Annotated in this window: 17 protein-coding genes; 7 read left to right on the plus strand and 10 right to left on the minus strand. The window is 57.7% G+C overall.

Annotated features, from left to right (window positions below; all coding sequences use genetic code 11):
* Positions 1-295: 295 nt before the first annotated feature.
* The 10 genes from AC13QY_RS05275 to tssH all read right to left on the minus strand — a co-directional run bounded on the left by AC13QY_RS05275 (position 296) and on the right by tssH (position 11,896).
* Positions 296-751, minus strand: coding sequence for an Imm30 family immunity protein (locus AC13QY_RS05275; protein ID WP_488492799.1), 456 nt, complete (start codon positions 749-751; stop codon positions 296-298).
* Between the two features lie 406 nt (positions 752-1,157).
* Positions 1,158-1,598: a tetratricopeptide repeat protein gene (locus tag AC13QY_RS05280; protein WP_488492800.1), complete on the minus strand. Its 441-nt coding sequence runs from the start codon at positions 1,596-1,598 to the stop codon at positions 1,158-1,160.
* Entirely contained in the window at positions 1,591-2,043 is a 453-nt protein-coding gene (locus AC13QY_RS05285; protein ID WP_488492801.1) for a hypothetical protein, read from the minus strand. The genes AC13QY_RS05280 and AC13QY_RS05285 overlap by 8 nt, the downstream gene beginning before the upstream one ends.
* Positions 2,044-2,224: 181 nt before the next feature.
* The gene (locus AC13QY_RS05290; RefSeq protein WP_488492802.1) at positions 2,225-2,869 is read right to left on the minus strand and encodes a hypothetical protein; all 645 of its coding nucleotides are present in this window, start codon (positions 2,867-2,869) and stop codon (positions 2,225-2,227) included.
* 1 nt (position 2,870) lies between these two features.
* The gene (locus AC13QY_RS05295) at positions 2,871-4,538 is read right to left on the minus strand and encodes a DUF4150 domain-containing protein (RefSeq protein WP_488492803.1); all 1,668 of its coding nucleotides are present in this window, start codon (positions 4,536-4,538) and stop codon (positions 2,871-2,873) included.
* Complete coding sequence (locus AC13QY_RS05300; protein WP_488492804.1) at positions 4,538-5,605, minus strand: DUF2169 family type VI secretion system accessory protein; 1,068 nt, start codon at positions 5,603-5,605, stop codon at positions 4,538-4,540. Before AC13QY_RS05300 ends, AC13QY_RS05295 begins: the two co-directional genes overlap by 1 nt.
* Before the next feature lie 6 nt (positions 5,606-5,611).
* Complete coding sequence (tssI, locus tag AC13QY_RS05305; protein ID WP_488492805.1) at positions 5,612-7,936, minus strand: type VI secretion system tip protein TssI/VgrG; 2,325 nt, start codon at positions 7,934-7,936, stop codon at positions 5,612-5,614.
* Between the two features lie 6 nt (positions 7,937-7,942).
* Positions 7,943-8,491 (minus strand): hypothetical protein, encoded by a 549-nt coding sequence (locus AC13QY_RS05310; RefSeq protein ID WP_113352219.1) that lies wholly within the window; start codon positions 8,489-8,491, stop codon positions 7,943-7,945.
* 115 nt (positions 8,492-8,606) lie between these two features.
* Positions 8,607-9,083 (minus strand): Hcp family type VI secretion system effector, encoded by a 477-nt coding sequence (locus tag AC13QY_RS05315; RefSeq protein WP_069613675.1) that lies wholly within the window; start codon positions 9,081-9,083, stop codon positions 8,607-8,609.
* A gap of 65 nt (positions 9,084-9,148) precedes the next feature.
* Positions 9,149-11,896: a type VI secretion system ATPase TssH gene (gene tssH / locus AC13QY_RS05320; RefSeq protein ID WP_488492806.1), complete on the minus strand. Its 2,748-nt coding sequence runs from the start codon at positions 11,894-11,896 to the stop codon at positions 9,149-9,151.
* Between the two features lie 230 nt (positions 11,897-12,126).
* Between tssH and tssA the strand changes: the two genes are divergently transcribed.
* From tssA to tssF, 7 genes are all read left to right on the plus strand, one after another.
* Positions 12,127-13,167, plus strand: a complete 1,041-nt coding sequence (gene tssA / locus AC13QY_RS05325; protein WP_113331839.1) for a type VI secretion system protein TssA — start codon at positions 12,127-12,129, stop codon at positions 13,165-13,167.
* 104 nt (positions 13,168-13,271) lie between these two features.
* Positions 13,272-13,784 carry a type VI secretion system contractile sheath small subunit gene (gene tssB, locus AC13QY_RS05330; protein WP_069613678.1) on the plus strand — a complete coding sequence of 171 codons (513 nt, stop codon included), beginning with the start codon at positions 13,272-13,274 and terminating at the stop codon, positions 13,782-13,784.
* A 109-nt stretch (positions 13,785-13,893) separates the two neighbouring features.
* Complete coding sequence (tssC, locus tag AC13QY_RS05335; protein WP_095437909.1) at positions 13,894-15,372, plus strand: type VI secretion system contractile sheath large subunit; 1,479 nt, start codon at positions 13,894-13,896, stop codon at positions 15,370-15,372.
* Between the two features lie 47 nt (positions 15,373-15,419).
* Complete coding sequence (tssC, locus tag AC13QY_RS05340; protein ID WP_488492807.1) at positions 15,420-16,820, plus strand: type VI secretion system contractile sheath large subunit; 1,401 nt, start codon at positions 15,420-15,422, stop codon at positions 16,818-16,820.
* Entirely contained in the window at positions 16,817-17,641 is an 825-nt protein-coding gene (locus AC13QY_RS05345) for a type VI secretion system accessory protein TagJ (RefSeq protein ID WP_488492808.1), read from the plus strand. The genes tssC (AC13QY_RS05340) and AC13QY_RS05345 overlap by 4 nt, the downstream gene beginning before the upstream one ends.
* Complete coding sequence (tssE, locus tag AC13QY_RS05350) at positions 17,634-18,143, plus strand: type VI secretion system baseplate subunit TssE (RefSeq protein WP_113331836.1); 510 nt, start codon at positions 17,634-17,636, stop codon at positions 18,141-18,143. The genes AC13QY_RS05345 and tssE overlap by 8 nt, the downstream gene beginning before the upstream one ends.
* A complete protein-coding gene (gene tssF, locus AC13QY_RS05355; protein WP_488492809.1) occupies positions 18,136-19,917 on the plus strand; it encodes a type VI secretion system baseplate subunit TssF in 1,782 nt (593 codons plus the stop codon). Before tssE ends, tssF begins: the two co-directional genes overlap by 8 nt.
* Positions 19,918-19,923 lie beyond the last annotated feature (6 nt).

A 19,923-nucleotide genomic window follows, 5' to 3' on the forward strand; every position in this document is an offset into this window, starting at 1 on the left:
GCCTCCTCTTCCCATCCATGTACTCGTCGCGCGATCGCAGCCCGATCATATAAGCTCTTCGCCAAGCCCAAGCACTGGCGCAGAAAAGCTGCGGGTCGCACGGTCACTGGCGGCGCTTTTTCCGGTTCATAAGCAACTCACTTTGCAGGTGGTAGATATCGAGAAGTGGTTTGACCACGCCCGACTCTTCCGTCCGTGTCGTGAATCAGCGTTTTTCGTTACGAACCACGATTTCCCAAAAGTGTTGCCTGGCATCGAAACTCTCAATCAACGATAAAGCGTTGAAGTATCGCTGCTATTTCGAAGCCAAGCTTACAGGTATAGTTTTGCTGAGAAACTCAGGGCTAACCGCATTGATACGTTCGCACATTTCCCTAACGGATGCCTTGGTCGAAGCCGGAGCGTTTCGTAGCAGTCTTATCATCTCCAACTGTGCTGAGCGACTATTCAGCACTCGCATTAGGACAATCGATGTCCAACGAGGAGCAGATCTCATAATATCAGTAAATGCGCCGAGAACCGCGCGAATGTATTCCTCGTCATTAGAAGTCTCCGCAGTATGAATGATGGAAAACATGCTTTCATCGTATTCAGCGTTATCAGACAGAAGCAACAACAAGTCCCTTGGTAAGCTCTCCTGAGGGCTTTCAAAAAGCTCAGCTATGGCTGCATCGACTACAGCAGGTCGAGCCCCTTCAACTTGAATCTCCTGCTGGAGCCTGTTCAAATTTGCTTCGTAGCTTCCAGTCATCGTTGCTTAAAAATTGCTGCCATCATTCGTCTCTTCCAATAGCAGTATCATAAGCCTGACGAGAATAACGCAGAGAACCTGACTGATAAGAGCTCTGCAAACCGCAATTTAGTCAGCGCCTACCCTGACCTTGCGAAAATCCACGCCAGATAATTTGGCGGACACAAAGCGGCGCTTAACGCTGCCTCGCACGAATACTACCTCGCCAGCATATGTACGAGCATGGGGTTCAGGCACAACGCTCTCCAATTCGTCAGCTATCTATTATATGTAGCGTATATTGGATATGCATCTAGCTGTCGTTCATCTGAGAACTTATGAGTAGTCCAACCGTTCAGCAACTCTAGATAACTTCAGCCGTATCCTGGACGCCTCAGGCCCCGCAGGGGGCTGATTTGTAGACAACTCAGCCAATGAGCTTCCGCTTACGCAGAAAATCCAGATAACTGGGATTCGATTCCTCAAAAATTTCCTCGCCCTCGCTCATATAGGCCCGCAATAGAGGATCAGTACTTTCCTCGTGGCGACCAAGATCATAAAGGCAGGAGCCTATACCGAGTTGGACAAAGCTGTTGGCATAGCCGTCACCGCTCGCCGCAGCTTGCCGAAACGAATCGAGTGCCGCATCAAGATCGCCGTCCTGTCTTTGCGCGTCACCGATGGAAGCATGAAGCCAGACCGCCGCGTTCCACTGGCGCCGCGGCTCTGGCAACAATTGCAGAGCTGAACGCCATATCGAGATTGCCGCTTTCGCATTGCCGTGATCGAGCAAGTCGTTTCCCTGTTCGGAAAGTTCCGTGACGCGATCATATATATCGTCCGGTAGTTCCTCTTGTGGACTATTCACCACGGGCTGCCTTTTCTTTCCGGTAGAAATCGAGATAAGTCGATTGAGCGCCTGCGAAGCCCTTTTGACCGTAGATCTCATAGATCCGTCCGAAGATATAATAGGCACGATCCCTTTCGCCGAGTTTGTACATAGCCTCGCCTTCAGTCATAAGTACCAGATGGTCCTCGTGATTGGGGTCGCCATACATATCCGCCATGATCTGCAACCACTTGGAAACGTTTTCCTTGTCACCTAAATCAGCGAAATCCTGGACGAAGCCGGCCGAAAGACTTTGAGGATAATAGTCCCAGTCAGATTTGGGTTCCGGAATCAGGTTCCAAGCTTGTAAAGCTATGTCAAGCGACCCTCTTAGATCGCCGGATGAAAACTTCTTGCCAGATGTCTCCAGCAGTTCATCGATGCGCTCCCTGATGGCGGGCTCGATTTGCTTTTTCCGGTTCATAAGCAACTCACTTTGCAGGCGGTAGATATCGGGAAGTGATTTAACCACCTCGCCCCAACACGCGACCTTCGCAGGAATGGAGAGCAAAACCGGTTAACAGCGTCTCCCATATTCATCAGCCAAATCTGAAACTGATCGTCTTCCTGCATAAGTTTCTCTGGCTCAGCCATACGTCAATATATCACGAAATTTTTTGGCCAGGCAGGATCGAAATTTCCATTTTTTCATTTGTGAAACAATAAACGCAGCCCTTTGACCAAAAGCTATAAGCATTATTAAAGTAATCTGGCATGGAAGTTAATGGAGATAATAAATATCGTGTCGCATCAAAACTTGTTGAAAGTTGATAAAGAGCCTCCTTAAGCTCCACGATAATATCTATGTCCACTAAATAACTATTCTGAAATATGTCAGAAATAAAATCGGAATAGTCTGCGTGGATAATATCAGACCGTCTCCTATTGTCTTGGATGCTCCTAAAGTTATCTGAAAGATTTATCGGAAGTGCGCGGATCTCATCGCTGAGATCATTAAAATTATTTTCTGCTAAAAGACCGACGACATCAGCTTTAAACAGCTCCGCAATCTCCAATGCCTCACGCTGTGAAGCCCTCCTATCTTCGTTCGGCATCCAATAGCCATGGTTAACATTCTCTTTAAAAAAGACCTCTAGCCTGCTGGCGGCAATTTCTCCTCCATTAAACGGCGCGTATATTGCTTGAATCTCATCGGAGCTTTGGCATTCTCTGAAGAGATTCGCGAAGTGATCCGCGGAGAACAAGCTTGGATTCTTGCAAAAAGCGATCCAGTCATCGAGCAAACTCATCTTAATTTCCTAATCGAAGTCCTGGAGGAAGATCGTTGACGCCATTGGTCAATCGATAGTTTGCCCAATTATTCAACTGACGTGTAAAATCTTCTCGGTTGAGAGAGTTGTCAATAATATTAAATAGTTCGTTATGTGCCGTTGTCGATCCTATTCCGCCATGAACCCAATCGGGATTTATTCCCTTTGTCTCGCTGGTTAGGGTCCTGAGCTCTTTTATATCATCCATGGGGACACCCCACCTTTTGAAAGTTGGAGCGCGTGAAGCCACAAACCATTCATGAAGCTCACCAGGATCACGAATTCTCTGCTTGATAGCATCCTGAATTTTCTTGTCTTTCCAAAGCATATCCAATTCATCAGGAGACAGATCATCAAACCAACGTGAGAACGCGTCATTACGATTGCCTGGTACTGTGCCATTGGGAAGCAATTCTTCTTTCGTACGCAATCTTCGCGTAATTCGAGCGCCTTTCGCGCCACTTTCGGTTGCAGATTCTAAAGTTTCACCAGCCTTTTTCTTTGCTGCTGTCTCCGCAGCCTCTTTCGCCGCACGTTCCTCCGCCAGTTTCTTTGCAGCCTGTTCTTCCAGCTTTTTTGCGGCAGCCCGTTCAAGCTGCTTCTCGACGATGTTTTCGGCGCCCTTCTCCAAACCTTTTTCGGCCAATCGTCCCGGGCCGAAGCCAATGACAACACCGACTGACTGAATACTTCCCAGCAGATAGTTGTGCGAAGCGAAGGATCGGCGGGCATCATCATACGAAAGGGCGTTTCCCACGAACGGCACAAAGCCGGCCAAGCCGCCTACCTTCCGGCCATATTCGCCAGCCTGGTATGTGCCCATGCCCATGGACATAAGCCCATCTTGAACAGAGCCCTCGATCTTTTCCGTCCATGAGGGTGTGTAGGCCTTTATCTCCGATGGGCCTGAACCGAGTGAAAGCGGTTGGATATTGCCTCGCCCGCTGTTCACATAGTCCATTTCCTCCCCAAGTTTGTCATTGGAAACCCAGCCATTCGTGCTGCTCGGATCGGTATACCAGCCGCCATCCGGAGCACGGCGATAATGCCTGGAATCCGCATAATCCGCGATTTTTTCGTCCCGCGTCTTATCTTGCTTGTCCTTTCCATCAGGTGCCTTGTCGGTCTCTGTCGACTTGACATAAACATATTCGCCGGGAGCGTTGCCCTTGTTAAGCGTACAACGGTCCGTGTGACGCTGAACCCATTGACCATTCGCCTTCACGATCGTCGATGACGTTACGGGCTCGACGACATCGCCCACAGTGTTGGATTTTACGCCGCGTCCAATGCCCGGCTCATCCCCGTAACAACAAGAAAACTTTGAGTTCTGGAGCTTGATCACCTGGCCATTGGCGCGCACATCAGGCGAATAGTTTTGATTATCGGAGCCTTTTCCCCATGTCATGTAGGGGACTGGATGCTCTGGCGATCGGCATACGTCCGGTGAAGTGACGATCGCCAATGCGGTATCTTCTTTTGGTATGATCTCCGGTGGCGCCGGATTAGGCGCTGTCGGCTTTACCTTTGGCCCCTTTGCGGCTTTCTTGCCGGTGTGCGGTAACGGGTTCTCATTGCTCGGAACGATCCGAACATACTCTAAAGGTTCCGGTTCCGGTGGTCTTTCCGCGGATTGATTGTCGGCCATCAGCTAACACCTTCGGAAAGATCGACCATACTCATCCTGGGGAGTCCTTCTCGCTCCGGCCAAGGAAAATTGCAGCGCCACGTGAGAAAAACGCGGCCAATACCGGGACGCATATCGAAATGAACGCCATCGAGCACCATCCACCCTTGGGCGGCGTTTGGCTTCTGATCGATTTCGACATAAAGACCGAGGCGCGGGAGGCGGCCTTTTAGCGTTTCTCGCCCCGGAAGGAGGTTTTCCAATTCGAAATCTTCATCGCCCTGAAGCCACGGCTCAGCTACCAAGTCGGGATGCGCAGCCTGCCAGAAATGATAGTCGAAATCCCTGGGAAGCAGCGGATGCCGTTCTTTCAACCATACATCATCATAGGTTCCGGCGCGTTCTGCCCGATCCTTCCAAAATGGAGATAGAAACCCCAATCCCGCCGGTGCTGGTCGATCATCGACCGACAAAATAGGCCTCGCCGCGTCTTCAATCTGTGGCGCCGGCCATTCCGGCCCATTGAGGTAGTCTTGGTGAGCGACAACACCCGTTCCTATCGGGTTGTTCGCCAGCAGTGTCTCTTTGTCGTTCGAGCCGGAGCCGCCAAAAGCAAGCCTCCAGTCCAAGGGCAGATACTCAATCGGTTCTCCCTCGGTCAGCTCCCAATGATCAAGAGCATCCTCCTTGGCGCTATCGAGAAGGCCACGCCAGGATTTGCGAATATGGGCACGCCACACACGAGGGCCGTGCACACGCAATCGCTTGCTAACGGGGCCGACCTTCAAACCGCAATTCCAGGATGACGAAGCCTTTCCGCCCGGTGGAAAGGCGGCACCAAGAAAAGTAACATCGGTTCCCGGCTTGAAAGGCGCCAAGTCGGTACAAGCCAACTGCTGTGTTTTGTGCGGATCCCCCTCGTAAGTGTCTGACATAACTAGAGGATATTGCTCTTCGGCAATTACAAGCGGACCGCCATCTGTCAACTTGAACGTGCCTCTGGCCACGACGATGCCTGCAAGTTCTCCTTCCAAATTATACTGCCGGAAAGCGAGCGCCGGGAAAGGTGTGCGATTGTCGACCGACATAGCGCCTCAGCCCTGTGCTGTCGTATCCGACGATGACGGGGAGGCTTCGGCAAAGCCGCCGCCCGGCTTATTGAGATCGACAACCTTGCCATTGATCTGCGTCGGCCCCGATGCGGTGAAATTGAAATGTGTTCCCAGAATGATGACCGTGCCGTCCTGGCGCATGATGAATTTGGAGGCGCCGCATTCGATGACGAACTCGTCGCCAACGATCACCTTCTTGAATTTTCCGACCTTTTCGAGCGAGGTCTGACCGACGTGCGTGACCTTGCTCATGCCGATCTGCTCGGCGCGTGCGATACCGATTGTGTCGGACTTGAACGACCCCACGACAGTGTTCATGATGCCTGGGAGCGGAAAGAGGCCGCTTGCCGCTTCGCCCAACCCACTGCCGGAACCGGACAGATTCGTTCCTGCGTCCGCCCTCGGATTTGGCCCCGAGACCACACCTTCGCGGCTACCAAGCCCTCCTAATCCGAGGAAGCCCAAGGCGGAGGAGGCAATGGTGCCAGCGAATGCGGCAAGTCCTTCACCACCCCCGCCTGCGATCTGACCCGCCTGAGAAAGCAATCCGGCCGTCTGCCCCGAAAGTCCCTGCACCGCCCCCATCAACGCCATCGCCATCGGTCCCGTGCCGCCGACCACCGTATTCACCGATCCACCGATCTCATGCTTCTGGTTGCCGCTCACCTCAACCGCGCGGTTGCCGCCGATGGAGGCGACCTCGTGGCGGTCGACGCGTTTGGTGCGGTCGTTGCGCACGCGCGTCGTCTGGTCCTTCTGAGCGTGGAAGAACATGTTTTCCCGGCCGGCATCGTCCTCGAAGGTCATCTCGTTGAAGCCGGTGCCCTTATGTGTATTGGAGCGCAGGACCATGCGGGTCTTGTTGGCGGGAAGGTCGTAGGGTACGCCGTTGTTCGGGTTTGGCACTACGCCCGTCACCAGTGGGCGATCCGGATCGCCGTCGATGAAGGCGACCATGACTTCCATGCCGATGCGCGGGATGATCTGGCCGCCCCAGGTGCCGCCGGCCCAGCTCTGAGCGACGCGCACCCAGCAAGTGTCCGATCCATCCTTCTTGGCGCGGCGATCCCAAGGATACCAGAGCTTGATACGGCCATATTGATCGGGATGGATTTCCTCACTCGAAGGACCGGCAACGATCGCGACCTGCGTGCCGCGGATGCGCGGCCGTTCGGTTGTGCGATGCGGCGTCATCGGCACGCGCGACGGCACGGCTTCGAATTCGTTGGTATATTCCGGCTGATCCATGTTGGTTTCGTAGGACGGATCGACCGCGAAATGCGTCGCGCGCACGATGACATGTTCTTCGTAGACATGCTCGGGATGGGCCACTTCATAGGGCGTGAAGCGGCGGCCCGCCTCCAATATGCGGGAGGTCGAACGCCCGACGACGCGATTATGGTCTGCCTCGCTCGCCTGCATGCGCAGCTTCTGCGCCCTCTCGGCTTCCGCAACGGATGAAATGCGGGCCGGATATTCGTAAAGCTCGCTTTTCATCGCGCCCGGCATCTGCACCAATGACGGCGTGGTGGTGCCTGGCACCATTTGCGGTGTCTCGAAGTTCCAATCGGCGCCGGCACGCTGGCCTGGAACATAGGCGTAATGCTTCGTCCAATCGCTGATGTGATTGCGGTCTGTCGAGCCTTGGGCAAGGCGCACGCGCCCCTCTCCCTGCGCCGACGGAGACGGGCCGGCCCATGAGTTGGCGCCATCGGCGACATGCAGCCGGTGGCTACCCTCTTCATGCGAAAACCAGTAGAAGAGACCGTCTTCCTCGAAGCGGCGCGTCAGATAATCCAGATCCGTTTCGTTCCACTGTACGGAATAATGTTGTGGCGGCGGCGGTGTGACGACACCGGACACATCCGGGGCGGGAATCCCGTGTTCGGAAAACAGCGTTTCGACGATATCGATGCTGGTCTTGTCCATCCAGATGCGGCAATCCGATCGCTGCGATAGCAGCCACATCTGCGGCTTCAGCACCATCGAGTAGGAACGCAGGCCGCGCGTAATTGGCGGCCCTTCCTGAAGCGCGGTGACCAAGCCGTTGAACGGGCGGCGAACGCCATCCCCACCGCCGTCATCCTGCTGGACTTCCAGGGATATATCGATCAGTCGACCGATCAGCTCCTCCGGCTTGATGACTTCACGCTTGGCGCGTACGGAGAGGCGGATGTCGAAAAGCGACGAAACGCCTTCCGTGATCATCACTCGCTCCGGCAGGAGTTGGTCCGTTCCAAGCGGTGAGGAAACCCTGAGGTTTCGGGTCGCCTGGATGAAATCATTGGCCGAGGGCTGATCGTTCATCTGCGCTTATCCTACCAATGAGCTTGCCGACCCTACGGTGCCGGTACTGCCGATCTGCTGTTTGCGGCCGCCAACCAGATAGACGATTTGGAACAGGGTGCCGTTCGGCAGCGTCTCGTGCATGCCCGGGCCATAGAGTACTTGCGGGGTCAGGATCTTGCCGATATCGGCGCGGTTCGGCACTGTGCCAAGCAGATAGGCACCGCGCGCCATCAGGACCCGTGTTTCGCCGTCGGTGACGGAATAATTGAATTGCGCAACGAACACCGAATGATGGTTGGTATCCATCTCGCGAATGATATGCGCCTCGTTGTTGCGCAGCCATCGCTGGAGCCAATGCGTCAGCGACATCTCGTTGGCTTTTTCGGAGAACATCCGGAAAAGCGATGCGGCGGCTCCCATCGCCTGACCACGCGCCGCGAATTCGCGCGGGCCGCTTTGATAGGAAAAGTAGTCGTAGGACGGCCCGCGGCCTGCACGCTTCACGGGCGGAAGATCGGCCTGCTTCACGGGCTCCATTTGCAGTGCCGCTGACGAAACGGAAAAATCTACCATGGCGACCTCTTTTGAGGGACGTTTGCCAAAACATGCCGATCGCACCAAAGCACGATCTGGCAGCGGACGCGCTTCCGGCGCGCTGATGTCAGCGCGCCGGAAAACGATACTGATGTTAGGCAGCTTTGGTCGTTGCCAGGTCGTAGGATGCGATCATCGGCGACTGCGGCGTCTGCGAGTCGTCGTAAGGCGTGTACTTCACTTCCATCTTGGTGAAGTTGAGCTTGATCGTCTCGACCGGGCGGTCACCGTTGGAATCGACCGAGTAGCTGGCGATCAGCGTGTTGGTAAGCGTGTACTCGATGTAGGTATCGCCCGGGTTGCCGGTCGTTACCAGATGGATGACGGCCTGCTTGCCGGTGCGGCCCGAGCATGCTTCCTGGAACAGCTTCGTCGACGAGGAATCGCTGACCTTGGTCAGGATAACTTCCGAAACGGTCGGCTCGGAAGCTTCGCGGTTCGCAGCCGAGCCGGCTGACGTCTTCATGTTGCGCGAGACATTCCAGTGGATGACTTCGATGTCCATCCACTTCTTGTGCTGCTCGTGGGTTGCATCACCCTGAATTCCGTCGATCTGCAGATAAATCGGCATGCTCTGAACTCTCCTGTTGAGATTTGAATTCGCCCTGTCGCTGCAGGGCGGGGTTACCCTTCCGTCTAATGCCGCATCCGGGCGCTGTGTTCGTCCGGGGCTGCTTTATTCGCCGTGCCGCCTTCCTCGGGGCCAGCGAATTCGTGGTCGCCCACCGGATCCTCCTCGATGAGAAAGCGGTGATCGTGAAAGCTGATGGTGATGCCGCCAACCTTGCGCCCCTGCGCAACCGCATCGAGGAAGAAGGTCGAAAGCTCAGGCAGAAGATCGCGGCCAATCATGGTTTCGATGGCACGCGCGCCCATCTCGCTCGCCTTGGCGCGGCCAACCAGCGCCTCGCGGGCTTCGGGGGCGAGCGAAACGCTTGTGCCGTACGAGGCGGCGACGCGATCACGGATGCGGCCGATCTGAATGTCGACGATCCCGCTCAGCGTCTCGCCGTTCAGCGGCATGAAGGGCAGAACGGTCGTGCGGCCGATAAAGGCCGGCTTGAAGTGTTTCTGCAATTCGGGAAGCAGTAGCGCTTCCAGCGCCTCGCCCTCAGGCATAGTTTCCGGGTCTGCCGCCAGAGCCGCCAGCAATTCCGAGCCGGTATTGGCGGTCATCACGATGGTGGTGTTCTTGAAATCGATGTCGCAGCCTTCGCCGTCGCGCAGCGTTCCCTTGTCGAAAACCTGGTAAAATACTTCCTGGACGCCCGGATGCGCCTTGTCGATCTCATCCAGTAGCAGCACGCCATAGGGACGACGGCGAACGGCCTCGGTCAGGACGCCGCCCTCGCCATAGCCGACATAGCCGGGCGGCGATCCGAGCAGCAGCGAAACCTTGTGCTCCTCCTTGAACTCGGACATGTTGATGGTCGTCAGATACTGGCTGCCGCCATAAAGAAGATCAGCCAGCGAGAGAGCCGTCTCGGTCTTGCCGGTTCCCGACATGCCGACGAGCAGGAAGACGGCGGGCGGACGACGTGGGTCGGAAAGGCCGGCGCGGGCGGACCGCATAGCGGCCGAAATCCGTGCGATCGCGTTATCCTGTCCGAGCACCCGCTCCTTCAGCCTTGCATCGAGCGTCTTGACGGTCTCGACTTGATCAGACAGCAGTTTGCCAACGGGAATGCCGGTCCAGCGCGCGACAATCCCGGCGATCACTTCCTTGTCGACCACGCGGGGAACCAACGGCGTTTCGCCAGCAACGTCGGCAAGACTGCGCTCGGCCTGTACGAGGGCCGCGCGAGCGACCTCGACGGATGAGCCATTGGGCGGGAAAAGAGCGACATTGTCACCGCGCTGGCGAATGCCCTCTTCTACCTGCTGATCATCAGGACCGCCGAGCGCGGCTTCGATGCGATCCGCCTCGGTCGATAGCCTGATTTCAGCGTCGAGCTTGGCCTGCAACCGCTCGATCTCACCTACCACCTCGCCCTTTTCGCGCTCGATGATCGCAAGACGCTCGACGATATCCGGGGTCGGCGGCTCGGCGGAAAGCGCGGCGGCTTCAACCTCGAGCATCTGCTGCTCGTTGCGCAATTCCTTGAGCGCCTCGGGAACGGTCTGCCGGGCCAGCGAGACGGCTGCCGCGGCGGTATCGATGAGGCTGATTGCCTTGTCAGGCAATTGCCGCGCCGGGATATAGCGCGCCGAGAGGCGGACGGCTGCCGCGAGCGCCTCGTCGCGAATGCGTACCTTGTGGTGAGCCCTGAAGCTGCCGACGACGCCACGCAACATGCGGATTGCCGTTTCTTCGTCGGGCTCAAGCACCTGAACGACCTGGAAGCGCCGGGTCAGCGCCGCATCCTTCTCGATATAGCGCTTGTATTCGCTCCAAGTCGTGGCCGCGATCGTCCTGAGCTCACCGCGCGCCAGCGCCGGTTTCAGAATATTGGCGGCATCCCCCTGCCCGGCCTGTCCGCCGGCGCCGATCAGGCCATGCGCCTCATCGATGAAAAGGATGATCGGTTCCACGGAGGCCCGCACGGCCGCGACAACGCCGTGCAAGCGGCGCTCGAACTCGCCTTTGACGCCGGCGCCGGCCTGCAGCAGGCTGAGGTCGAGAAGAAGAATCCGTACCGGCTTCAGCATATCAGGCACATTGCCGGACGCAATTTCCAGTGCCAGCGCCTCGGCAACGGCCGTCTTGCCGACACCCGCTTCGCCGACCAGCATTGGGTTGTTCTGACGGCGACGCATCAGGATATCGATCACCTGGCGCAGCTCGCGATCACGCCCGATGACCGGATCAATACGGCCGAGCCTTGCATCCGCCGTCATATCGCGCGTGTACAGGCGCAGGAATTCATTCTCGCCGGAGACGGCAACAGTTTCGGAATTCTCTGACAATGCCGATGCGCCATCGGAAGCGGAAGTCGCGTTCAACTTTTTTTCAAGCGCGTTGCGATCAAGGCCACGCAGCGAAGGCGCCATGCCCCGCGCCATGATTCGCAGCGACTGGTCGTCGCTCAACGCGGTCAGAAGATCGGCGAGCGTGATGTGGCCCCGCCCACATTGGAGCGACGCGACAAGCCATGCCTCACGCATCAGAGCGAGCAAATTTTGAGAGAGCACCAGTGCGGCACCATCGCCTCTCGGCAGGTCGGCGATGGCGCTATCAAGCTCGGCGCGGAGCGCCGCGGAAGAAACCCTAAGCTCTTCAAACAAAGAGCTAACTTCGGATATATCCAGCAACGATAATATCCAATGTGCGACATCGACATTCGCATGGCGATCACGTGCCGCGAGCGATGCCGCAGCCTCGAGACCGACGCGTAATGCTGGCTCAAGCGTTCTGATCAGACGATTGAGATCGATGTTCGACACCTAGAAGTTTCCTCCCTCTGGTTTCATTTCAACCACACGCTCCAAATCGCGGCAACAACTAGGGCGGTTATTTCCATACGTCCAGATGGACTACAAAAAATTTTTCACGTGGTCAAAAAATGGAATCGTCATAAATCTGTTGCAGAATAGACATGGTTGACAAAGGAATATATCGACCTAACTATCACGCCCTCTAACGATGTAGTTCATGATATGGAGTTAATTCCCTGCTGAACGTTCGCGACATAGAAAATCCATTTGAAGAAAACGCACCGTGCGGAGAAAATCTGCGCAATAATACTTCTATGCGTGAAATATACTATAGAATAAAGGATGCAAGAAACCAGGCTCGCGCGGCGGAACGAGGTATATCGCCGGGTGAAAATATTAGCGTTTCGCCTCTTTGGACAGATGTCAGCAATCTCGGATTGCAGATTATTTCTTCAAAAAGTAAGGACCTCGAAGTATTAGCATGGTTGGCTGAAGCGGAATTACGTCTGCGCGGTTTCGAAGGGTTGCGGGACGTCTATCATGCAATCGCGTCGCTTTTGGACAAGCATTGGGAGAAATTTCATTCCGTCGGCGTCGACGATATCGAGGAACGACTTGCCCCGCTTTCGGGCCTCAATGGCATCGGCGGCGAAGGAACCATCATCCAAGCGATCAGGTTGTCGCCGCTCATTCCTGGCGCGAAATTCGGCCAGTTTTCCCTCTGGGACTTTCAGCTGTCGCAACGGCCCAACGAAGTGAAGCGGCGTGACGAGTTAAGTCAGGCAGTTCTCGATGCAGGCACGACGGCGATGAGTTCGCATCTTGAAACGGTCAATGGCTGCATTGCCGCCTTCGACCGGCTCGTATCCATCCTGAACGAGCGCTGCGGGCAGATGGCGCCGCCGAGTTCCAATACGCATAATGTTTTGCAGGAGGCCGCCTTGGCGCTTCGCTCTCTCGCCGGCATCGAATCGTCTGAGGCCGTGGCTGCGATGGAACCGCAGCCGGAGGACGGCGAGCAGGTGCAAGTGCGTCCACGCGCGTTGAGCGCTGAACAGATCGGCTCGCGCGAGGAAGCCTTCGAGCTGCTGCTTGCCGTCGCGCGCTACTTCCGCCGCACCGAACCCCACTCTCCGATCTCGATGTCGATCGAGACGATGGTCAGGCGCGGCCGCATGGATTTTTCGGAACTACTGGCCGAATTGCTGCCGGAGCAGCAGGCTCGCAACGCCGTGCTGACAGCGGCGGGCATTCAGCTGAAATCGAATAAGAATGGGTGAGAAATACAACCATCCTCTGAACTTTTTGCAACCGGCCCTTTCCAAAGTCGAGTTGCGCCACATCTGTAGAGCGAATTTGCCGCTGGCATGGAAGGAGAAACTTTATGGCGAGTGTTCACGAAAAGCTCGAGCGAGTGCGCAAGCCCAGGGTCCACATCAAGTATGAGGTGGAGACCGAAGGTGCGATGGTCGTCAAGGAATTGCCTTTCGTCGTCGGCGTTCTCGGCGACTTCTCGGGCAACCCGACCCAACCGCTGAAACCGTTCGGCGAGCGCAAATTCGTTCAGATCGATCGCGATAATTTTGATGACGTCATGCGGCGCATGACGCCCGGCCTGAACATTTCTGTCGAAAATACGCTGGAGGGCGACGGTTCGCAGCTTCCCGTCTCGCTGAAATTCGAGAGCATGCGGGATTTCGAACCGGGTTCCATCGTCAGTCAGGTCCCGGCGCTCAAGGCCCTCCTCGATGCGCGCAACCAGCTCCGCGACCTCATGAGCAAGGCCGACCGTTCGGAAGAGCTGGAACGGCTGCTTGAAGACGTGCTCCAGAACAAGGCTGATCTTTCCAAGCTGATGTCCGAGCTCGGATTGGCCGAAAAGCCCGCCGCAAGCTGATCGTCGTCGGCGATCAGCCAACGCCGATCGCCCAGTTTCGTTTCAAGCGGCCGATAACGACATATTTGAAGCTGCATCGATATCGCCGCATTTCCGCAAGGATCGAAAAATGAGCGCTGAAAGCCAATTGAAGACCAAAGAGGCCGAGTTCGCGCCCGAGGAAAATCTGCTGTCGCAGATCGTGGCGGCCACCAGGCAGACCGAGCCCGATCGTGCCCAGGATCTCCTGAGGACGCTGACCGATCAGGCACTCAAGGGCACCGTCACCTATGACCGCAACCTGACGGTAACGCTCAACAAGGCGATCGCCGAGCTTGACCGGAAAATTTCCCGTCAGCTTGCCGCGATCATGCAATCGCCTGAATTCACCAAGCTGGAAGGCAGCTGGCGCGGCCTGCAATATCTCGTCAAGAACAGCGAGACCAGCGTCAACCTGAAAATCCGTGTGCTGAACGCTTCCAAGCGCGACGTTTCCAAGGATCTCGCAAAGGCGGTAGAGTTCGATCAGTCGCGGCTCTTCAAGTCGATCTACGAAGACGAATTCGGCACGCCGGGCGGTGAGCCCATGGGCGCCCTTATCGGCGATTACGAATTCGACAATTCCTTCGATGACGTGCAGACGCTGCAGGCGATTTCGTCGATCGCGGCCGCTGCTTTCGCTCCGTTCATTTCGGCCGCAAGCCCGCGCATGTTCGGCTTCGACGACTATCGCGAACTCGCCCGTCCGCGCGACCTGGAAAAGATCTTCGAAACGGTCGAATACGCCAAGTGGCGCAGCCTACGCGAGAGCGAGGATTCGCGCTTCGTGACACTCGCCCTCCCCCGCGTGCTTGCCCGCATGCCCTATGGCCCGAAGACCAATCCGATCGACGACTTCGCTTTCGATGAAACCGATCATTCGAAGACCGGCGAGCTCGAGCACAATTCCTACTGCTGGATGAATGCAGCCTACGTGATGGGAACGCGGCTGACGGACGCCTTTGCCCAGAGCGGCTGGTGCACCGCGATCCGCGGCGCGGAAAACGGCGGCAAGGTTGAAAACCTGCCGATGCACATCTTCTCGAGCGACGATGGCGACCTCGACCTCAAGTGCCCGACCGAAGTCGGCATCACCGACCGTCGCGACGCCGAGCTCGGCAAACTGGGCTTCCTGCCGCTCTGCCACTACAAGAACACCGATTACGCCGTGTTCTTCGGCGCGCAGACGACTCACAAGCCGAAGGTTTACGACAAGCCTGAAGCAACGGCCAATGCCGCGGTTTCCGCGCGCCTGCCCTACATGATGGCCACCTCGCGCTTCGCCCATTATCTGAAGGTCATGGGCCGCGACAAGATCGGCTCCTTCATGGAAGCGCAGGACTGCGAGAACTGGCTGAACCGCTGGATCGCCAACTACGTCAACGCGAACGACGATGCAGGCGAGGAATCTCGCGCCAAATATCCGCTGCGCGATGCGAAGGTGACCGTCCAGGAAGTTCCGGGCAAGCCGGGCTCCTACAACGCCGTCGCCTGGATGCGCCCCTGGCTGCAGATGGAAGAGCTGACCACGTCGCTTCGCATGGTCGCGCGCATTCCGAGCAAGAACTAGGAGGGGCAGCGCGGCGATCTCCTCGCCGCGCGCCTTCAGTCAGCGCCATGACCGTGACAACGACGGAACCGAGAGCAGCCTGGCCGCGTCAGGTGCATCGCGTGATCGCCATGATCGACGATGCGCTCAACAAGCAGGTCAATGCCATCTTGCACCATCCGGACTTCCAGGCAATGGAAGCGCGGTGGCGCGGACTTGCCATGCTGATGCGCCACACCGGCCGATCGGAAGAGGTGAAGGTCAAGATCCTCAGCGTCAGCTGGGCTCAGCTGACGCGGCATCTGGAGCGAACGACGGAATTCGACCAGAGCCATCTCTTCGAGCTGATCTACAGTCGCGAATTCGGCATGCCCGGTGGAGAGCCGTTCGGTCTGTTGATCGGCGACTACGAGCTTTCTCCACAAGATCGGGTCGGCGGCGATACGGTCGGCGCGCTCACGCAGATCGGCATGGCCGCCGCCGCTGCCTTCTGCCCGTTCGTAGCCGCCGCCGCACCACAGGCCATCGGCCTGCAGGATTTTGACGAGCTCAATCGCGTTCAGGACTTTTCCTGGCTGGCCTATGATCCCACCCGCATCCGCTGGAATGGGCTTCGCGCGCGCGAGGATTCCCGTTTCCTCGGGCTGGTCGCCCCACGGATCCTGATGCGCGCGCCCTATGAGGCGTTTTCGCGCGAGCGCGACGATCGGTTCCCTTTCCGCGAAAGCATCGCAGCCGATGGCAGCACCTTGCTTTGGGGCAATGGTGCCTTCGCTTTCGCGATGATCGTCATCCGCAATTTCATCGAAACCGGCTGGTTCGCCGATATTCGCGGGGTGACGCAGGACGCCATCGATGGCGGCATGCTGAGCGCGGAGGAGCTCGCTCCCTATGATCTCGGCATCGAAAGCAGCGGGTTGTCGCAACAGGCTCCCGTCGAAATACGTCTGACCAGTGGACAGGAGCAGCAGTTGTGCGAGCTCGGCATCGTCCCTGTAGCTACGACATATCTCTCCTCGTCGGCGATCTTCAATTCCAATCAGTCCCTGCATGCGCCGCCGCATTATTCGAGCGAGCACGCCCGGCAAAATGCCCGCATAGCTGCGATGTTGCAGTATGTGCTGTGCGCCTCGCGCTTCTCGCACTATCTCAAGGTCATCATGCGCGATGACATCGGCAAGCTCGCCGATAGCGCCTCTATCGAACGCAAGTTGAACGATTGGCTGTCAACCTACACGCTTGGCAACGACGACGCCGACCTGTCACTGCGCACGCGTTTCCCGTTGCGCTCGGCCGGCATCAGCGTCGATGAAATTCCCGGCAAGCCGGGCATGTTCGCCTGCACGGTACGGCTGCAGCCGCATTTTCAGCTCGACGACGTCTCCACAAGTTTTCACCTCATCGCGGAGACGACGAATGCGACCTATGCATTCTCCCGCCCCGCGAACACGCAAAGGATGTCCGCATGACGCTCTCCGCCAGGATTGCCGAAGCTCTTAGCGAAAACGCGCTCGACGACGCATTTGAGCAGGCGAAGGCACATGTAAAGGCAGCGCCGACGGACAAGGATGGTAGGCATATTCTGATCGATCTTCTGATCCTTGCCGGTGATTACGCGCGAGCCGATGCGCAGTGCAATGTCGCGACAACATTCGCGCCAGAAGACATGATGGGCTTCGCCATGCTGCGCAACCAGCTTCGTGCGATGGCTGCGCGTTCGGCCTGGTTCGAGGAAGCGGCGGTGCCGGAATTCCCGAACGGCCCGACGGCGCTCGATCAGGCGGCCATGAAGTTGGCGATCGCCCATCGCGACCATTCTTCGGATACGGCCGCGGCACTGCAGTCCCTTGAGGCGATCAGGGGTGAACGGCCGATGCGGTGGAATGGCCAGCTCGTTTCGGACCTTCGCGATCTCGACGATCGGATCCCGCACGCTCTTGAGGTCATCATGACCGGCGGCTCCTATCTGTGGATCGACTTTTCCAGGATTGCCGCCCTCCGCATTGAGCCGATCGCCCGCCCCCGTGATCTCGCTTTCCGCAGGGCCGAGCTTGAGCTCGTGGACGGCGCGAGTGCGCCCGTACTGCTGCCGGCGATCTATCACGGCACGACAGGCGCCAAGCTGCTGCTGGGCCGCGAAACCGAATGGGTCGACGAGGCGACGGGTATTACGACCGGCCGCGGCCAAAAGTGCTTCCTGGCGGGCGACGATCTGGTATCCTTCCATGATCTGAAGTCGCTGGAAGTCGCTGCGAGCTCTGTCGAGACGAGGCGCGCTGCCCATGGCTGATCCGTTGGAGCGCTACAGGCCACGGGAAAGGATCGTCGCGAGGTCGATCATCGATCGACTGATCGACGGGCACCCCGATCGCCTGCAGGATCCACCGCTGACGGCGGCCGAACAACTGCGCGAACTGCGCGAATGCATTCGCCGCGATCTCGAAGCCCTACTCAACACGCGCCGCCGACCGACTGCTCCTCCATCGATCTATGAAGAACTCGGTGATGCGCTGGTGTCTTTCGGCGTCGATGGCATGGTCTCGGCAAATCTCGTCACCGATGAAGCCAAGAGCCGTCTCGCACGCCTGATCGAGCGGCGCATCACGCTGTTCGAAACGCGGCTTTCCGATGTGCAGGTGAGTATCCTCAAGAGCCGCGGAAATGGCGAACGAGCCTTGCGGCTGCGCATCCACGCGACCTTTCGCGTGCATGAGGGTATGCCGCCGATCAGCTTTGAATCGACGATCGACCCCTCCACTCAGCGCTTCCTGGTGGAGGCCAATAATGGCTGACGGCTTCCTGCAGCGTTACAACGACGAGCTGGCTGCGATCCGTCGGCGTGCGGCGCGTTTTGCCGACACTTTCCCTAAAATCGCCGGCCGGCTGCGCCTGACCGGCGAGGTTGCGGACGATCCGCATGTCGAACGGCTGATCCAGAGCTTCGCCTATTCGGCCGCCCGCGTGCGCCAGAAGCTCGACGACGAGTTTCCGGAACTGACGGATGGGTTGCTGGAAACCCTTTATCCGCACTATCTCGCGCCATTGCCCTCGATGAGCATCGTGCGCTTCATGCCAAGCAACACGCTGACATCGGTGCAAACCGTACCGCGTCACACCGAAATCTTCGCGGAGCCGATTGGCGGCGAGAGCTGCCGCTTCCGCACGACACAGGATACGCTGGTCGCGCCGATCGAGATCGTCTCGGCTTCGCTGACTGGCCACCCGATCAGTGCGCCGCCCTCCCCTCATGCAGGTGCGGCCGGTTGTCTTCGCCTGTCGATCCGGGCACGGGATGTAAACAAGCCGCTCAGTGAGATCGGCGTGGACAGGCTGCGGCTTCATATCGGTTCGTCCTGGCAGCAGGCCGTCGCCATTTACGAGCTTCTCGTCAATCACACGCTCGGCATCGCGCTTGCCCACCACGCCGATGATCGCGCGCCAGTGATGCTGCCGGCGGCTGCGCTCCGCCCGGTCGGCTTCGAGCCGGACGAGGCGATCCTACCCTATCCCAACTCAAGCTTCACCGGTTATCGTCTGCTGACGGAATTCTTCGCCTTGCCGCAGAAATTCCTCTTCATCGATATCGTCGACCTGAAGGCCTGGCGTGGCGAAACGCTGGAAATCTTCATTTATCTCGATGAAAGCAGCGTAAAGCTGGAGCGCGCCATCTCCGCCCGAGATTTCGTCCTGAATGCCACTCCGATCGTAAACTTGTTTCGCCAGAGTTGCGAACCGATCGCGCTCGACGGTGCGCGCACCGAATATCGCGTGCTTCCCGATGCTAGACGGCAGAAGACGCGGGAGATCTATGCGATCGAGAAGGTGGTCGTGTCGGCGCGCACTGGGGACGAGGAAGAGTGCCAACCCTTCTTCGGTCGCAGCCTGAAGGGCGGAGCCTCTACGCTCTTTTGGCAATGCACGCGCCGCTTTGACGCCGATGACCATACCTCGGACATGGAAATCGCGTTCGTAGACCGCGCTCGCCGGGCAAGCGGTCCGCTTGACAAGATCGCCAGCATCGACGCGCTGTGCCTTAACCGCGAACTGCCGGAGCAATTGCCCTTTGGCGGCGGTCATCCCTATCTGCAGCTGGCTTCCGGCAGCGAGGCAGTCGGTTCGGTCGAAGCCTTGATGGCACCTACGCCTTCTGTGCGAATGAACGAGCAGCAAGGGCGCAACTGGCGGCTCATGTCGCATCTCCAGCTCAATCATCTTTCCATATTCGACAATGATGGCGCCGCGCTGAAGGATATTCTTGCGCTCTATGCTTTCAGGGACAGCCGCGAAACCAGACTGCTCGTGGATGCTCTTGTGCGGGTCGACGCCAAAAGCTCGATGACGCGGCTTGGCGGCGGCGGGATGGTGACGGGCACCGATATCATCCTGGAGTTTGATCCGGCCGCCATCGAAAGGCCTTCGGCCTATCTCTTCGGCAGTGTCCTCGACCGGTTTTTCGGGCTTTACACCTCGATCAACAGCTTCACTCGCCTTTCCATCTCGATGAAGGGGCAATCGAAACCAATCGCCGTCTGGCCGGCGCGCGCCGCCGAGCGGCCGCTATTGTGACGAGGG

Source organism: Martinezella sp. CNPSo 3795 (assembly GCF_057784475.1).

Excerpts from the sequence above, each read along its gene's own strand:
- AC13QY_RS05275 (WP_488492799.1), bottom strand. The coding sequence starts at position 751 with ATGACTGGAAGCTACGAAGCAAATTTGAACAGGCTCCAGCAGGAGATT.
- AC13QY_RS05285 (WP_488492801.1), bottom strand. The coding sequence starts at position 2,043 with ATGAACCGGAAAAAGCAAATCGAGCCCGCCATCAGGGAGCGCATCGAT.
- AC13QY_RS05290 (WP_488492802.1), bottom strand. The coding sequence starts at position 2,869 with ATGAGTTTGCTCGATGACTGGATCGCTTTTTGCAAGAATCCAAGCTTG.
- AC13QY_RS05295 (WP_488492803.1), bottom strand. The coding sequence starts at position 4,538 with ATGGCCGACAATCAATCCGCGGAAAGACCACCGGAACCGGAACCTTTA.
- AC13QY_RS05300 (WP_488492804.1), bottom strand. The coding sequence starts at position 5,605 with ATGTCGGTCGACAATCGCACACCTTTCCCGGCGCTCGCTTTCCGGCAG.
- tssI (WP_488492805.1), bottom strand. The coding sequence starts at position 7,936 with ATGAACGATCAGCCCTCGGCCAATGATTTCATCCAGGCGACCCGAAAC.
- AC13QY_RS05310 (WP_113352219.1), bottom strand. The coding sequence starts at position 8,491 with ATGGTAGATTTTTCCGTTTCGTCAGCGGCACTGCAAATGGAGCCCGTG.
- AC13QY_RS05315 (WP_069613675.1), bottom strand. The coding sequence starts at position 9,083 with ATGCCGATTTATCTGCAGATCGACGGAATTCAGGGTGATGCAACCCAC.
- tssB (WP_069613678.1), top strand. The coding sequence starts at position 13,272 with ATGGCGAGTGTTCACGAAAAGCTCGAGCGAGTGCGCAAGCCCAGGGTC.
- tssC (WP_095437909.1), top strand. The coding sequence starts at position 13,894 with ATGAGCGCTGAAAGCCAATTGAAGACCAAAGAGGCCGAGTTCGCGCCC.
- tssC (WP_488492807.1), top strand. The coding sequence starts at position 15,420 with ATGACCGTGACAACGACGGAACCGAGAGCAGCCTGGCCGCGTCAGGTG.
- AC13QY_RS05345 (WP_488492808.1), top strand. The coding sequence starts at position 16,817 with ATGACGCTCTCCGCCAGGATTGCCGAAGCTCTTAGCGAAAACGCGCTC.
- tssE (WP_113331836.1), top strand. The coding sequence starts at position 17,634 with ATGGCTGATCCGTTGGAGCGCTACAGGCCACGGGAAAGGATCGTCGCG.
- tssF (WP_488492809.1), top strand. The coding sequence starts at position 18,136 with ATGGCTGACGGCTTCCTGCAGCGTTACAACGACGAGCTGGCTGCGATC.